This window comes from Dyella agri (genome assembly GCF_044904705.1).
Taxonomy (GTDB): Bacteria; Pseudomonadota; Gammaproteobacteria; order Xanthomonadales; family Rhodanobacteraceae; genus Rhodanobacter_A; species Rhodanobacter_A agri.
This window is the reverse complement of the sequence record NZ_JADIKL010000005.1, coordinates 167,123-182,179: the sequence shown is the minus strand read 5'-3', so window position 1 is coordinate 182,179 and position 15,057 is coordinate 167,123. Positions and strand designations below refer to the sequence as shown.

Genomic DNA, 15,057 nt, shown 5'->3' with positions numbered 1-15,057 from the left:
GGTCGGCCTGCCGCCGCGCCGGTACAATGCGCGCATGAAACGCGCCCCCGCCCCCCGCAAGACCGCCCTGCCCATCGAAGTGCGCGGCTCCGCCCGCCAGCCCTTGGGCATGCCGCCCGCGCAATTCCTGCGCGACTACTGGCAGAAGCACCCGCTGCTGGTACGCAACGCCTTTCCGGATTTCGTGCCCCCGATCCAGCCGGAAGACCTGGCCGGCCTGGCCTGCGAGGAGGGCGCGCTGTCGCGGCTGATCCGCCACGACACGGCGCGCGAGCGGTGGCAGGTGAAGAGCGGTCCACTCAGCGAAGCCGACTTCGCGAAGACCGGCGATGCGGACTGGACCTTGCTGGTGCAGGACGTGGACAAGTGGGACGCCGACGTAGCCGCCCTGCTCGCCCCCTTCGCCTTCCTGCCCAGCTGGCGGGTGGACGACATCATGATTTCCTATGCCGAACCCGGCGGCGGCGTGGGCGCGCACGTGGATCAGTACGACGTGTTCCTGCTGCAGGGGCTGGGCCAGCGGCACTGGGCAATCAGCACCGATCCGGAAGCGCCGGTGGCGTTCCGCCCCGACGTGGAACTGAAGCAGCTCGCGCACTTCGAGCCGACCCACGAATGGCTGCTGGAACCGGGCGATATGCTCTACCTGCCGCCCGGCGTGCCACACGACGGCGTGGCCTTCGGCGGCCCCTGCATGACTTTTTCCATCGGCATGCGCGCGCCTTCGCAGGCGGAACTGACTGGCGACCTCGCCGACTACCTCGCCGAACGGCTGCACGAGGACCAGCGCTATGCCGACCCCGACCTCGCCCCGGCCAAGGCGCCCGGCGAGATCGATGCGGCGGCGCTGGCGCGGCTGCGCAAGGCCTTGCCATTCGCCGCCGCACTGGACGAGGACAGCCTGCGCGACTGGTTCGGCCGCTTCATCACCCGCTACCGCAACGCACAGACGCCGGCGTTGCCCGACCGTCCGCTGGCCGAGGCCGCCCTGATCAAGCAACTCGCCGCTGGTGCGCGCCTGCTGCGCCATCCCTGGTCGCGCATGGCCTGGAGCCGCGGCAAATCCGGCACCACCTTGTACGCGAACGGCCAGGCCTGGCCGGCCCCGCCGGCACTGGCAAAACAGCTGTGCGCCGAGCGCGAGATCGCCATCGATGCCGCACCGTCGGCCGCAGCCACCGCCTTGCTGCTGGCGCTGGTCAACGACGGACACCTGGTGCTGCGCAAGGCACGCCGGCGGTGAACGTGCCGGCCGCCGGCGACGACGACGCGGAGCATCGCGTGGTCGAAGGCCGCGAGGCGCTCGCCGCCGCGCGGCTGCAGCTGCTGGCCGCCGCGCGTCATCGGCTGGCGTTGCACCTGCCCCTGCTCGGCCGCGACGACTACGGCAATGACGCCGAGCTGGCCGAACTCAAGCGCATCGCCACCTCCGGCCGCCGTGCCGAAATCCGCGTCCTGCTGCACGACCCGGCGACGGCGCTGCGCGACGGCCACCGGCTGATCATGCTGTTCCAGCGCCTTTCCAGCGCGATCCAGATCCGCACGCCGGTGGAGGACGTGGACCGCCAGTGCGCCAGCGTCTGGCTGCTCACCGACACCGGCGGTTACCTGTTCCAGCCCGATGCTGCCCGGCCGCAGGGCCGCATGGCGCTGCCCGACCGCGCCGCACAGGCGCCGCTGCTGCAGCAGTTCGACGAAATCTGGGAGCGCTCGGCCCGCGCCAGCGAGCTGCAGGCACTGGATTTGTAGCGTCTGCTGAACAGGCGGCCCGCGATGACCTGCCGCCTTCGCATGCCGCAAAGTGTTGCCGTACGCCACCTGCGACCAAAGTCGGTGCATGGGCCGCGTGAATTCCGGCCCACCAGCCCCCATTCCGGGCTCCGTGCGGGTTGCCGCGGCGCAGCAGCCCAAGGCTATAATTAACAGGATTTTTCGCCGGCGATCCGCGCCGCCGATGGATCGCCGCAAGCCTCCCTTCCCTGCCGGTGGTGACGTGAGTACAAATCTGATCCGCGAGTTCTTCGAATCCTCCCAACTCGCTGGCGGCAACGCCGATTACGTCGAATCGCTGTACGACGCCTGGCTGGCCGACCCCGCGTCGGTCTCCGCCGAGTGGAGCAAATACTTCGAGACCTTCCGGGGCCGCGAAGCCGGCGACATCCCGCACGGCGGCGCCATCGCGCGCATCGAAGCGGCACAGAAGCAGCGTCACATCGCCGCCGCGCCGGTCAGCGACGAACACGCGCGCAAGCAGGCCGGCGTACTGCGTCTGCTGACCGCCTACCGTTCGCGCGGCCACCTCGCCGCCGATCTCGATCCGCTCGGCCTGGCGCACAAGATGGAAGCGCCCGACCTCGGCCTGGCCTTCCACGGTCTCTCCGACGCCGATCTCGACACCGAGTTCGACTGCGGCACCTATGCCGGCGGCGGCCAGCGCCTGAAGCTGCGCGAGCTGTGGGCGCGCCTGAAGAAGGTGTATACGCGCAGCATCGGCGCGGAGTTCATGTACATCTCCGATCACGCGCAGCGCAACTGGATCTACACCCGGCTGGAGCAGGCCAACGGCAATGCCGGCCTCGACGCCGCGGGCAAGCAGCGCGTGCTGGACGGCCTCACCGCCGCCGACGGCCTGGAGCGCTACCTCCATACCAAGTATGTCGGCCAGAAGCGCTTCTCGCTGGAAGGCGGCGACAGCCTGATCCCGATGCTGGACGACGTGGTGCGCGCCGCCGGCGACAACGGCATCAAGGAGCTGGTGATCGGCATGGCCCACCGCGGCCGCCTCAACGTGCTGGTCAACATCCTCGGCAAGCCGCCGAAGACCTTGTTCGACGAATTCGAGGGCAAGTTCGAGCACCCGGACGACCCCGCGCACTCCGGCGACGTGAAGTACCACATGGGCTTCTCCGCCGACGTCAAAACGCCCAAGGGCGGCACCCACGTGGCGCTGGCGTTCAACCCCTCGCACCTGGAAATCGTCAACCCTGTGGTGGCCGGTTCCGTGCACGCGCGGCAGATCCGCCGCGGCGACGCGGGGCACACCCAGTCGATGGCGGTGCTGATCCACGGCGACGCCGCGCTGGCCGGCCAGGGCGTGAACATGGAACTGTTCCAGATGTCGCAGGCCCGCGGCTTCAAGATCGGCGGCAGCCTGCATATCGTGGTGAACAACCAGGTGGGCTTCACCACGTCGAACCCGCAGGACGCGCGCTCCACGATGTACTGCACCGACCTGGCCAAGATGGTCAACGCGCCGGTGCTGCATGTGAACGGCGACGATCCGGAAGCGGTGATCGAGGCCACCCGCCTCGCCTACGACTTCCGCAAAACCTTCCGCAAGGACGTGGTGATCGACCTGGTGTGCTACCGCCGCCACGGCCACAACGAAGCCGACGAGCCCACCGCCACCCAGCCGGTGATGTACCAGGTCATCAAGAAGCTGCCGCCGGCCCGCGAGCTGTACGGCAAGCAGCTGGTGGCCGAAGGCGTGATCGCCGACGGCGACGTGCAGAAGCGCTTCGACGCTTACCGCGACCGCCTGGAAGCCGGCAAGCCGATGACCGAGCTGGATCCCGCGCCCCAGCGCGACATCCACATCGACTGGACGCGCTTCCTCAAGGGCAAGCTGTCCGACAAGACCGACACCACGCTGCCGAAGAAGCGGCTGGTGGAGTTGGCCAACCAGCTGTTGCAGATCCCCAACGACATCACCTTGCAGTCGCGCGTGGCGAAAATCTACGACGACCGCCGCAAGATGGCCTCCGGCGAGCAGCCGGGCGACTGGGGCTTCGCCGAGAACCTGGCCTACGCCAGCCTGATCGACGCGGGCAGCAACCTGCGCCTGGTCGGCCAGGACTCCGGCCGCGGCACCTTCTTCCATCGCCACGCCGTGCTGCACGACCAGAAGGACGGCCACACTTTCATGCCGCTGGCCACGATCCGCGACGGCGCCGACGTGGAAGTGATCGACTCGCTGCTCAGCGAGGAGGCGGTGATGGCCTTTGAATACGGCCACTCCACCACCGATCCCGACACGCTCAACATCTGGGAAGGCCAGTTCGGCGACTTCGCCAACGGCGCCCAGGTGGTGATCGATCAGTTCATCAGCTCCGGCGAGGCGAAGTGGAACCGCCTGTGCGGCCTGGCGCTGTTCCTGCCGCACGGCTACGAAGGCCAGGGCCCGGAGCACTCCTCCGCACGTCTGGAGCGCTTCCTGCAGCTGTGCGCGTTCGACAACATGCAGGTCTGCGTGCCGACCACGCCGGCGCAGGATTTCCACATGATCCGCCGCCAGATGCTGCGTCCGGTGCGCAAGCCGCTGATCGTGATGACGCCGAAGTCGCTGCTGCGCCACAAGCTGGCGGTGTCGACGCTGGACGAGCTGGCCAACGGCAGCTTCCAGCTGGTGATCGCCGAGCACCGCGAACTCGCCGCCAAGAAGGTGAAGCGCGTGGTGTTGTGCGCCGGCAAGGTCTACTACGACCTGCTGGAAGAAGCCGAAAAGCGCGGCCTCGCCGACGTGGCCATCGTGCGCGTGGAGCAGCTCTACCCGTTCCCGCGCGCCGAGGTTTCCGCCGAGCTGGAGAAGTACCCGGCCGCCAAGGAAGTGGTGTGGTGCCAGGAGGAACCGATGAACCAGGGCGCCTGGTTCCAGATCCGCCACCACCTGCAGGCCTGCGTGGGCCCGAAGCACAGCCTCTCCTACGCCGGCCGCGCGCGTTCGCCGGCGCCGGCTGCCGGCCACCTCAACACCCACGTCGCCGAGCAAGCCGCGCTGGTCGAGCAGGCGCTGGTCGCGCCGGTCGGCACCGACCACTCCGCGGAGTAAGCTTCCCCGAATCCCCGCGGCCACGGACGGCCGCCTTGACCTTTGCGCTCCACGATTAAGCGCACCAACAACCCCAAGGGCCCGTCATGTCCATCGAAGTCAAAGTCCCCGTCCTGCCCGAGTCGGTTTCCGACGCCACCATCGCCACCTGGCACAAGAAGGCCGGCGATGCGGTGAAGCGCGACGAGAACCTGGTCGACCTGGAAACCGACAAGGTGGTGCTGGAAGTTCCCGCCCCGGTCGATGGCGTGATCAAGGAGATCAGGCAGGAGACCGGTGCCACGGTGAACAGCCAGCAGGTGATCGCGATCATCGAGGAAGGCGCCGTGGCGAGCGTAAGCGCGCCAGCAACTCCGAGCGCAGGCACAGCGCCGACCTCCGTTTCCACGACAACAACGCCCGCACCGGCTCCGGCTCCAGCAGCTACGCCGACAGCCAGTACTGCGATCAGCTCCACATCGACAGCCGTTCTGTCGCCCGCCGCGCAGCGCGTCGCCACCGAAAACAAGGTCGACACCGCCACCATCGCCGGCACCGGCCGCGACGGCCGCATCATCAAGGAAGACGTGGTCAACGCCGGCGCGCGTCCGGCCGCGGCTCCGGCCGCCGCACCGGCGGCCAAGCCCACGCCGGGCGCCCGTCCGGAAGAGCGCGTGACCATGACCCGCATGCGCGCCAAGATCGCCGAGCGCCTGATGCAATCGAAGAACTCGATCGCGATGCTCACCTCGTTCAACGAAGTGAACCTGGCCGCGGTCAGCAAGATGCGCAAGGACCTCGGCGAGCAGTTCCAGAAGGAGCACGGCGTCAAGCTCGGCTTCATGAGCTTCTTCGTCAAGGCCACGGTCGAGGCGCTGAAGCGCCACCCGATCGTCAACGCCTCGGTGGACGGCAACGACATCATCTATCACGGCTACCAGGACGTCTCCATCGCGGTGTCCACCGACAAGGGCCTGGTCACCCCGGTGCTGCGCAATGCCGAGAACATGAGCTTTGCGGACATCGAGAAGGCCATCGCCGATTACGCCAAGAAGGCGCGCGACGGCAAGCTGACCCTGGACGACCTGCAGGGCGGCACCTTCACCATCACCAACGGCGGCACCTTCGGCTCGCTGCTCTCCACCCCGATCGTGAACCCGCCGCAGAGCGCCATCCTCGGCATGCACACGATCAAGGAGCGCGCGGTCGTCGAGAACGGCCAGGTGATCGCCGCGCCGATGATGTACATCGCGATCAGCTACGACCACCGCATCATCGACGGCAAGGACGCGGTGCTGTTCCTGGTCGACATCAAGAACCAGCTCGAGAACCCGCAGCGCATGCTGCTGGGCCTCTGATGCCTTGAGCCCCTCTCCCTCAGGGAGAGGGGTTGGGGTGAGGGTCCGGCACCGCCGCAACGCCTCACTCCGCCCGTACCCTCACCCGCCCTTTGGGCACCCTCTCCCGATGGGAGAGGGACAAAGCGAGAAACGACATGAGCGACAAATTCGACGTCATCGTCATCGGCGCCGGCCCGGCGGGCTATGTGGCCGCGATCCGCGCCGCGCAGCTCGGCCTGAAGACCGCGTGCGTGGATGCCTTCACCGGCAAGGACGGCAAGCAGGCCCTCGGCGGCACCTGCCTCAACGTCGGCTGCATCCCGTCCAAGGCGCTGCTGGATTCCTCGCGCCAGTACTGGAACATCGCACACAACCTGCCGGTGCACGGCATCAGCGTGAAGGACGCCAAGGTCGACATGGCCACCTTCATCGGCCGCAAGGACAAGATCGTCAAGCAGTTCACCGGCGGCATCGGCCAGCTGTTCAAGGCCAACAAGGTCACCCCGTACTTCGGCACCGGCAAGCTGCTCAAGGGCAACCAGGTCGAGATCACCGCCGCCGACGGCAGCAAGCAGACGATCAGCGCCACCAACGTGATCCTCGCCTCCGGCTCCATTCCGATCGAGCTGCCGTTCGCCAAGTTCGACGGCAAGAACATCGTCGACAACGCCGGCGCGCTGGACTTCACCGAAGTGCCGAAGCGCCTGGGCGTGATCGGCGCCGGCGTGATCGGCCTCGAACTAGGCAGCGTGTGGCGCCGCATGGGTTCCGAGGTCACCATCATCGAGGCGCTGCCCGATTTCCTCTCGGTCGCCGATGCCGACATCGCCAAGCTCGCCGCGAAGGAATTCGCCAAGCAGGGCCTGGACATCAAGCTCGACGCCAAGCTCAACAAGGCCGAGGTGAAGAAGGACGGCGTGCACCTCACCTACACCGACAAGAGCGGTGAACAGCAGCTGGTGGTCGACAAGCTGCTGGTGGCCGTGGGCCGCCGCGCCTATAGCACCGGCCTGCTGGCCGACGACACGGGCGTGAAGCTGGACGAGCGCGGCCGCATCGTGGTCGACGAGCACTGCCACACCGGCGTGGACGGCGTGTGGGCGATCGGCGACGCGGTGCGCGGCCCGATGCTGGCGCACAAGGGTTCCGAGGAAGGCGTGGCGGTGGCCGAGTGGATCGCCGGCAAGGCCGGCCACGTCAACTACGACACCGTGCCCTTCGTGATCTACACCGAGCCGGAAGTGGCCTGGGCGGGCAAGACCGAGAAGGAACTGAAGGACGCCGGCGTCCCGTACAAGGTCGGCACCTTCCCGTTCGCCGCCATCGGCCGCGCCGTGGCGATGAACGAGGCCGTCGGCCAGGTGAAGATGATCGCCCACGCCGAGACCGACCGCATCCTCGGCGTGCACATGGTCGGCCCGGGCGTGTCCGAGCTGATCGCCGAGTGCGTGGTGGCGATGGAGTTCAAGGGCTCCTCCGAAGACCTCGCGCGCATCGTCCACGCCCATCCGACGCTGTCGGAGGCGGTGCACGAGGCGGCGCTGTCGGTGGACAAGCGCGCCATCCACAAGGGCAACTGATCGCCCTTCGCAAGGCCAACGCGGCCCGCTCGTGGCGACATGAGCGGGCCGTGCCGTTTCCGGTGAAACCGAAAACGACAAATCGGTACAGTACGCTTTTCATTCCGCGATCCCGACAAGCCGCAACCATGCCCAAGCCCACCTCCCTCTGCGTCTACTGCGGCTCAAGCGCCGGCAAACATCCCGAATACGCCGAGCTGGCGCGCGCCTTCGGTGCCGAGATGGCCCGGCGCGGCATCGCGCTGGTCTACGGTGGCGGCAACGTGGGCCTGATGGGCCTCGTTGCCGACGCGGTGCTGGCCGGCGGTGGCAAGGTCGTGGGGGTGATCCCGCGCCAGCTGGTGGAGCGCGAGGTGGCGCACAAGGGGCTCACCGAGCTGGTGGTGGTGGACACCATGCACCAGCGCAAGACGCGCATGTACGAGTTGTCCGACGCCTTCGTCGCCCTGCCCGGCGGCTTCGGCACCATGGACGAAATGTTCGAGATGCTGACCTGGGCCCAGCTCGGCCTGCATCGCCATCCCTGCGCCTTCCTCGATGCGCGCGGCTACTACCGCGAGTTGCGCGCGATGATGGATCACATGGTGGCCGAAGGCTTTGTGCAGGCCGGCCAGCGCGACAGCCTCTGGTTCGGCGATTCCATGCCCGCGCTGTTCGACTGGATGGCGCACTACGACGGCGGCGACGCCACCCGCGTGATCGGCCCGTCCAGCATCAAAGCCTGAGTGGAGAAAACCTCGTGACCCGTTTCCACGCCTTCCGCATCCACAACGACGACGCCGGCTACCGCGCCGGCATCGAGGAAATCGGCACCGATGCGCTGACACCCGGCGAGGTGCTGATCAAGGTCGCGTACTCCTCGGTCAACTACAAGGATGCGCTGGCCGGCACCGGCAAGGGCAAGATCCTGCGCCACTATCCGCTCAACGGCGGCATCGACGTGGCCGGCCACGTGGTCGCCTCCTCCGACCCCGCCTTCAAGGAAGGCGACGCGGTGCTGTGCACCGGCAGCGGCCTTTCTGAAACCCGCGACGGCGGCTATGCGGAATACGCGCGGCTGGACGCGCGCTGGACGATCCCGCTGCCGCAGGGGCTTGGCCTGCGCGAAAGCATGATCCTCGGCACCGCCGGCTTCACCGCCGCGCTGGCGCTGGTGCACATGCTGGACAACGGCCAGACGCCCGCACTCGGCCCGATCGCCGTCACCGGCGCCAGCGGCGGCGTGGGCCAGCTCGCCATCGACATCTTCAGCCGCGCCGGCTACGCGGTGCATGCGATCAGCGGCAAGGCCGCGCATTTCGACTTCCTCAAGTCGCTGGGCGCCGCCGAGTGCATCGATCGCCACGCGCTCGCTTTCAGCGGCAAGCCGATGGATTCGGTCCGCTTCGGCGGTGCGCTGGACAACGTGGGCGGCGCAATGCTGGCCGGCCTGCTGCCGCTGGTCGCGCCCTACGGCAATGTGGCGATCTGCGGCAACGCCGGCGGCATCGCCTTCGACAGCACGGTGATGCCCTTCATCATCCGCGGCGTGAACCTGCTTGGCGTGGCTTCGGCCGGTACGGCCCGCCCCGTGCGCGAGCGCGTCTGGCAGCACCTGGCCGGCGACTGGAAGCCACGCCACCTGGAACGCATCGCCACCCGCGAGGCGACGCTGGACGAGCTGCCCGACGTGTTCGCGCGCATGCTGGACGGCGACTCCTTCGGCCGCACCGTGGTGCGCGTCGCCGGCGACTGATCCAGCAGGCCCGTCGGGCTCCCGGCTTGGAAGCACCGCCCCGCCGGCATAGAATCCACTGAAACAACAAGGGGACCCCCACCTTATGGCACGCATCCTGATCGTCGACGACTCGCCGTCGCAGCTCCTCGGTCTGAAACGCATCGTCGAGAAGCTCGGTCACGAGACCCTTACCGCCGAAGATGGCGCCGCCGGCGTCGAGGTGGCCAAGCGCGAGATCCCCGACCTGATCCTGATGGACGTGGTGATGCCCAACCTCAACGGTTTCCAGGCCACCCGCACGATCAGCAAGGACGCCAGCACGGCGCACATCCCGGTAGTGCTGGTGACCACCAAGGATCAGGAAACCGACAAGGTGTGGGGCATGCGCCAGGGTGCGCGCGCCTACGTCACCAAGCCGATCAAGGAAGAGGAGCTGGTGGCCACGCTGAAAGAACTGCTGCCGGCCTGAACCAGCCTGCCTGCTTCTACGAAGAACGGCGCCTCACGGCGCCGTTCTCGTTATGCAGCTGCCATCCATGGCGGTTTTCCGCTCAGTGGCGGGGATCGTAATCGGCGAACTGCGCGCGCAGCGCCTCGTAGGCCTCGCGCTGCTCGTCGCTGGCGGCCGCCGGAGTGCGGATCGACACTTCCACCAGCTGGTCGCCGGGATGCGCTCCCGGCATGCCGCGCCCCTTCAGGCGCAGCTTGCGCCCCGACTGCGAACCGGCCGGAATGCGCAGCTCCACCGTGCCGGCCAGGGTCGGCACAGGCACCGTCGCACCCAGCGCCGCTTCCCACGGGCTGACCGGTAGCACGTGCAGCACGTTGTGGCCCTCCAGCTTGAAGCGCGCATCGTCGCGGATGCCCACCTCCAGCAGCAGGTCGCCATTCGGGCCGCCGTGACCGCCGGGATGGCCCTGCCCCGCCAGCCGGATCACCTTCCCCGGCTGGATGCCGGCGGGGATCTTCACCTCCAGCACGCGCTCCTCGCCGTGGCCGTCATGCAGGGACAGCCGGGTACGGCCACCGTCGAACGCAGTCTGCAGATCGATCTCTACCCTGGCCTGTACGTCTTGGCCGCGCCGCGCGCGCGGCTGGCCGCGCTGGCCATGGCCGCCGGCCGAGCGGCCGAACAGGCTTTCGAAGAAATCGCTGAAATCGCCATCGCCGCCGAAATCGAAGTTCTGCCCCTGCCCCTGGCCCCAGCCCGGCGGCGGCCGGAACTGTTCTCCGCCGCGATAGCCGCCGGCGCGCAGCTGGTCGTAGGCGCGCCGCTTCTCGGCGTCCAGCAACACCTCCTGTGCCTCGTTCGCGGCCTTGAATTTCTCCTCGGCCCCGGCTTCCTTGTTCTTGTCCGGGTGGTACTTGCGCGCCAGCTTGCGATAGGCGGTCTTGATCTCCGCCTCGCTGGCCTCGGGCTTCACGCCCAGGGTCTCGTAATAGTCTTTGAATTCCACTGGCACTCCTCACGCCCATGTCGCAGGGCGGCCGCCACCACGCCAAGCGGCCCACGGCGGATCATCGTCCGCCGCGGGCCGCACCTGCAAGTTCCGGGTCGCTCAGTGGCTGGTGTCGATCACGATACGGCGCGGCGCGCTCTCGGCCTTCTTCGGCACCACGATCTCAAGCACGCCGTGCCGGTTGCTGGCGGTGATCCGCTCGGCATCGACGCTGTCCGGCAGGACGAAGCGACGGTGGAACGGGCCGTCCGGCCGCTCCTGCCGCGAGAACCGCCCGGATGCATCGGCCGGCTCGGCCGCACGCACACCGCCGATCGACAGCACGTTGCGGTCCATGTTCACCTCGATCGTCGCGGGATCGATGCCGGGGACGTCGGCGCGGATCACGAAGCGCTCGCCCTCCTCGCGGATGTCGACACGCGGCGCCCAGGCGGCAACGCCGGCCGGCTGGCTGCCGTCGGACTCAGCGAGGCGGTCGAAGGCATGGTGGAACGCCCGCGCGTCGCGCGGCAGGCCCCACATCACATGATGGCTCAGGCTCATCGGGAAACTCCTCTTGTTGGATTGCGGCACGCTGCCGCCTGCCAGCAGAGATAGGTGCGCCCGACTGCGATTCAAGGCGACAAGGCGATGCCGCAACCGCTAGCATCGGCAGGTTGCCAATGCTTCAGGGAATCCGTCATGAGCATCCAGATCGGCCAGCCGCTGCCCGACACCGAGATCAAGGCCATCGACGACGGCCGCATCGAAACCGCCCGCACCGGCGCGCTGTTCGCCGGGCGCAAGGCGGTGCTGTTCGCCGTTCCCGGTGCCTTCACCCCGACCTGCTCGGAAAAGCACCTGCCGGGCTACGTGCAGCATTACGACGCGTTCCGCGCCCGCGGCCTCGCGGTCTATTGCCTGGCCGTCAATGATGCCTACGTGATGCAGGCCTGGGCGGCCGCGCAGAACGTGCCCTCCGGCCTGCTGCTGCTCGCCGACGGCAATGCCGACTTCACCCGCGCGCTGGGACTGGAACGGGATGGCAGCGCCTACGGCATGGGCTTGCGCGCACGCCGCTTCGCGCTGTACGCGGAAGACGGCGTGGTGCGCCAGCTGCACGTGGAAGCGCCGGGCGAGTTCCGCGTATCCGGCGCGGAGGCGATGCTGGCGGCGCTCGGCGGCTGAAGGCTGCCGCCGGCAGCCGCAGCACGGTGTACAGTCCGTGCCAGCACGGCACAGCATCAGCCCGCCGTGCCATCCGCCGCCACCGAAGGGGACTGCCATGCGATACGCCCTGTTCGACAGCCGCCGCGACGAACTGCTCCTGCTCGCGCGCATCCTGCTGATGGTGCTGTTCGTGCTGTTCGGCTGGAGCAAGTTCACCGACTACGGCGGAACCAGCGCCTACATGGCGGCCGAAGGCCTGCCGCTGCCTGCACTGGCCGCGGTCGTGGTCATCCTGATGGAATTCTTCGTCGGCCTGGCGATCGTGCTCGGCTTCTGGACACGGCCGCTGGCGCTGCTGCTGGCCTTGTACACGCTGGGTACGGCGCTGATCGGGCACCACTACTGGACGATGGCCGGTGTCGAGCGCATGGCCAACATGATCAACTTCTACAAGAACCTTTCGATCATCGGCGGCCTGTTGCTGCTGTGCCTTACCGGTCCCGGCAAGTATTCGATCGATCGCCGCTAGCCATCCCCGCGCGACAGTCTCTGCAGGACGCTCAGAAATCCCGGCTGCCGCTCAGCAGCACGCTGCGCCCTCGGTGCAGCGGCACGAAAACTTCGTTGAAATCGGCGTCATACAGCTTGCGGTCGAACACATTGCGCACACCCAGCGTCACGCGCCAGCGCGTGGCCTGGTAGGACACGTTCGCATCCGTGCGGGCCTGCCCCGGTATGGCGAAATACGCCGAGCCGTCCGATAGCTGGCCGCGGCTGGCGCTACGCGCCAACACACCGCCGGCAATGCCCCAGCCGCGCAACATGCCGCCCTGGAAACGGTAGCTGGTCCACAGGTTGAAATGCTGCCTTGGGGTACCGGTGGGCAACGAACCGTCGTGGTTGCGCACCATCGCGTCGGTGTAGGCGGCGCTCAAGTCCAGCCCTGGCACAGGGTTGCCGTTGAACTCCAGTTCGACGCCGCGATTGGTCTGCCCCGGGCCGGGGATGCCGTAGTACGGCGGCTTGGGCGAGCTGAGATCCGTGCTGTGATTGAGCATGATGCGGTAGGCCGCGACAGTGAGCATCGCCCGCTGGTCGAACAGCATCAGCTTCGCTCCCGCCTCCAGCTGGCGCGAGCGGGTGGGCAGCAGCGGCTGGCCGTTCTTGTCCAGCACCGTGTCCGCCTGGAAGCCGCTGGTGGCGCTGGCATACAGCGACAAGGCCGGCGTGAGCCGGTAAAGCAGGCCGGCGTTCGGCACCCACTGCGACTTGTGCTCGGTCGTCGCGTTACCGGCGGCATTCAGGGCGATGATCTCGTACGTGGTGCGCCGCAAGGCCAGCAACGCATTCCAGCGCCCGCCCAAGGCGATCTGATCCTGCACGAACAACGCATGGTCGATCGCCCACGGGTCGCCGGGCGCATGGGAGGGGAAACCCGCGCCCGGGCCGGTTACCGACGCCACCGGCGGCAACGGCGGACTGGTGAACAGGTTGTAGCTGGATTGCGGAAGCTGGCCGAATATATCGTCGACGGCGCCGGACATGGCCCGCGAATAATCGAAACCCGCGACCAGCACGTGGCGGACCGCATCGCTGCCGAAGCGCCCCACGACATCGTTCTGCAAGGTATAGAACGCGTCGCTGTAGCGGTACCGCTCGGCCATCGCGCTGGCGTCGCCGTTCGGCGAGAAATCGAAGAGGTTCCATTCCCGCACGCTGGAGTCCTGGCGCACGTACTGGCCGCGGCTGCGGAACGTCCAGACTGAGTCGAAGCGATGCTCGAACGCATACGACAAACGGGTGGTGCGGAACAGCGAACGATCGTCCGGGTTGCCGATCATCAGGCCGGGTGGCGTGATGCTTGAAAGCGAGCCATCCAGCATCACCGCATAGTCCGGAATCGGCTGGCGCCGCACGATCTGCTCGACGGACACCACCAGCTTGTTCGCCCCGTCGCGCCAGCCGATCGACGGCGCCAGGTAGCCATCGCGCTGGCCATGCCGGCCTTGCCTGCTGCGATCGGCGTATTCGCCAGAGGCGACCAGGCGATACGTCCAGTGCCCGCTCCCGCCGAGCGGGCCGCCGAGGTCGACGCCCACCTGGCTGTCGCCGTACTGGCCGAACGAAACATCGAGACGTCGCACCGGCAGCGCCGTCGGCTGCTTCATGACGAGATTGATCAGGCCGCCGAAATTGTTGCTGACCGAGGCATCGCCGATGATCGCCTGGGGGCCTTTCAGCACTTCCACCCGTTCGATGCCGATCAGCGGCGGGAAATCGCCGTAGGACACGATGCTGTTCGGCAAACCGTCGATCATGCCGTTGCCGACCTGGAAGCCGCGCACCAGGAACACCGGCAACGCATCCGAGCCGTCGAGGTATTCCACGCCGGCCACATTGCGCACGGCCTCGGCCACAGTGCGGGCTTGCTGCGAATCCAGCAGGTCGTGCGGCACCTCGCTTACCGAGGCCGGCAAGTCGAGCAGATCGGTGTCGATGCGCGTGGCTCCCCGGCCCACATCGACCAGGTAACCGCCAGCGTCGACCACGCCGATGGCAACCACCGGTGCCAATTGCCGGACGTCGGCCGGCGCCTTGGCATGTCCCGCCGCTTGCGTGCCGGCAGGCAGCGGTTTCACTACCACCGTGCCGGCATCGACGAAGCTGTAGGTGAGCCCGGTGCCCTGCAGCAGGCGTTCGAGCGCCGCCGCCGCCGTGCTGTCGCCGCTGACTCCCGGCGAACGCACGGCGTCGACTACGCCGCCGGCGGTGAGCACCTGCACGTTCGCCTGTTGGCCGAACGCGATCAGCGCCGTGGAAAGCGCCTGCGGCGGTATCGCAAAACGCAGGCTCGCCGCGGCGGCGGCATGGCCCGGCGTGGCCACGGCACCGAGCGCAGCCATCGGCAAAAGGCACCCAATGGCTGGCAGCAGGCCGAGCCGGCTCATGGCATCCGCTTGTCCCGAATGAAAGCGACAAGTGTGGCATGGGCCGAGTGCCAATG

General features: G+C 67.9%; 13 protein-coding genes. 10 read left to right on the top strand and 3 right to left on the bottom strand.

Annotated features, from left to right (window positions below; genetic code table 11):
- Nucleotides 1-34 precede the first annotated feature (34 nt).
- From ISP14_RS11250 to pilH, 8 genes are all read left to right on the top strand, one after another.
- Entirely contained in the window at nucleotides 35-1,243 is a 1,209-nt protein-coding gene (locus tag ISP14_RS11250) for a JmjC domain-containing protein (RefSeq protein WP_404539635.1), read from the top strand.
- Nucleotides 1,240-1,749: a DUF7931 domain-containing protein gene (locus ISP14_RS11245; RefSeq protein ID WP_404539632.1), complete on the top strand. Its 510-nt coding sequence runs from the start codon at nucleotides 1,240-1,242 to the stop codon at nucleotides 1,747-1,749. The genes ISP14_RS11250 and ISP14_RS11245 overlap by 4 nt, the downstream gene beginning before the upstream one ends.
- Before the next feature lie 244 nt (nucleotides 1,750-1,993).
- On the top strand, nucleotides 1,994-4,828 hold the full coding sequence (locus ISP14_RS11240) for a 2-oxoglutarate dehydrogenase E1 component (protein WP_404539630.1): 2,835 nt from the start codon (nucleotides 1,994-1,996) through the stop codon (nucleotides 4,826-4,828).
- An 86-nt stretch (nucleotides 4,829-4,914) separates the two neighbouring features.
- Complete coding sequence (gene odhB, locus ISP14_RS11235) at nucleotides 4,915-6,165, top strand: 2-oxoglutarate dehydrogenase complex dihydrolipoyllysine-residue succinyltransferase (RefSeq protein ID WP_404539627.1); 1,251 nt, start codon at nucleotides 4,915-4,917, stop codon at nucleotides 6,163-6,165.
- 137 nt (nucleotides 6,166-6,302) lie between these two features.
- Nucleotides 6,303-7,727: a dihydrolipoyl dehydrogenase gene (gene lpdA, locus ISP14_RS11230; protein WP_404539625.1), complete on the top strand. Its 1,425-nt coding sequence runs from the start codon at nucleotides 6,303-6,305 to the stop codon at nucleotides 7,725-7,727.
- Between the two features lie 128 nt (nucleotides 7,728-7,855).
- Nucleotides 7,856-8,452, top strand: coding sequence for an LOG family protein (locus ISP14_RS11225; RefSeq protein ID WP_404539622.1), 597 nt, complete (start codon nucleotides 7,856-7,858; stop codon nucleotides 8,450-8,452).
- Between the two features lie 14 nt (nucleotides 8,453-8,466).
- Complete coding sequence (locus tag ISP14_RS11220; protein WP_404539619.1) at nucleotides 8,467-9,462, top strand: oxidoreductase; 996 nt, start codon at nucleotides 8,467-8,469, stop codon at nucleotides 9,460-9,462.
- A gap of 85 nt (nucleotides 9,463-9,547) precedes the next feature.
- A complete protein-coding gene (gene pilH, locus ISP14_RS11215; protein WP_367845065.1) occupies nucleotides 9,548-9,913 on the top strand; it encodes a twitching motility response regulator PilH in 366 nt (121 codons plus the stop codon).
- Nucleotides 9,914-9,995: 82 nt separating this feature from the next.
- Here pilH and ISP14_RS11210 read toward each other — a convergent pair whose 3' ends face one another.
- Nucleotides 9,996-10,901: a DnaJ C-terminal domain-containing protein gene (locus ISP14_RS11210; RefSeq protein WP_404539616.1), complete on the bottom strand. Its 906-nt coding sequence runs from the start codon at nucleotides 10,899-10,901 to the stop codon at nucleotides 9,996-9,998.
- 102 nt (nucleotides 10,902-11,003) lie between these two features.
- Nucleotides 11,004-11,447: an Hsp20/alpha crystallin family protein gene (locus tag ISP14_RS11205; RefSeq protein WP_404539613.1), complete on the bottom strand. Its 444-nt coding sequence runs from the start codon at nucleotides 11,445-11,447 to the stop codon at nucleotides 11,004-11,006.
- Between the two features lie 138 nt (nucleotides 11,448-11,585).
- Between ISP14_RS11205 and ISP14_RS11200 the strand changes: the two genes are divergently transcribed.
- A complete protein-coding gene (locus ISP14_RS11200) occupies nucleotides 11,586-12,071 on the top strand; it encodes a peroxiredoxin (RefSeq protein ID WP_404539610.1) in 486 nt (161 codons plus the stop codon).
- Between the two features lie 97 nt (nucleotides 12,072-12,168).
- The gene (locus ISP14_RS11195; protein ID WP_404539608.1) at nucleotides 12,169-12,582 is read left to right on the top strand and encodes a DoxX family protein; all 414 of its coding nucleotides are present in this window, start codon (nucleotides 12,169-12,171) and stop codon (nucleotides 12,580-12,582) included.
- 31 nt (nucleotides 12,583-12,613) lie between these two features.
- Here the strand turns inward: ISP14_RS11195 and ISP14_RS11190 are convergent, their stop codons facing one another.
- Nucleotides 12,614-15,001, bottom strand: a complete 2,388-nt coding sequence (locus ISP14_RS11190; RefSeq protein WP_404539605.1) for a TonB-dependent siderophore receptor — start codon at nucleotides 14,999-15,001, stop codon at nucleotides 12,614-12,616.
- Nucleotides 15,002-15,057: the final 56 nt, after the last annotated feature.

Bases quoted from the DNA above. Each gene is read 5' to 3' on its own strand.
- ISP14_RS11250 (WP_404539635.1), top strand. From the start codon at position 35: ATGAAACGCGCCCCCGCCCCCCGCAAGACCGCCCTGCCCATCGAAGTG.
- odhB (WP_404539627.1), top strand. From the start codon at position 4,915: ATGTCCATCGAAGTCAAAGTCCCCGTCCTGCCCGAGTCGGTTTCCGAC.
- lpdA (WP_404539625.1), top strand. From the start codon at position 6,303: ATGAGCGACAAATTCGACGTCATCGTCATCGGCGCCGGCCCGGCGGGC.
- ISP14_RS11225 (WP_404539622.1), top strand. From the start codon at position 7,856: ATGCCCAAGCCCACCTCCCTCTGCGTCTACTGCGGCTCAAGCGCCGGC.
- pilH (WP_367845065.1), top strand. From the start codon at position 9,548: ATGGCACGCATCCTGATCGTCGACGACTCGCCGTCGCAGCTCCTCGGT.
- ISP14_RS11205 (WP_404539613.1), bottom strand. From the start codon at position 11,447: ATGAGCCTGAGCCATCATGTGATGTGGGGCCTGCCGCGCGACGCGCGG.
- ISP14_RS11200 (WP_404539610.1), top strand. From the start codon at position 11,586: ATGAGCATCCAGATCGGCCAGCCGCTGCCCGACACCGAGATCAAGGCC.
- ISP14_RS11195 (WP_404539608.1), top strand. From the start codon at position 12,169: ATGCGATACGCCCTGTTCGACAGCCGCCGCGACGAACTGCTCCTGCTC.
- ISP14_RS11190 (WP_404539605.1), bottom strand. From the start codon at position 15,001: ATGAGCCGGCTCGGCCTGCTGCCAGCCATTGGGTGCCTTTTGCCGATG.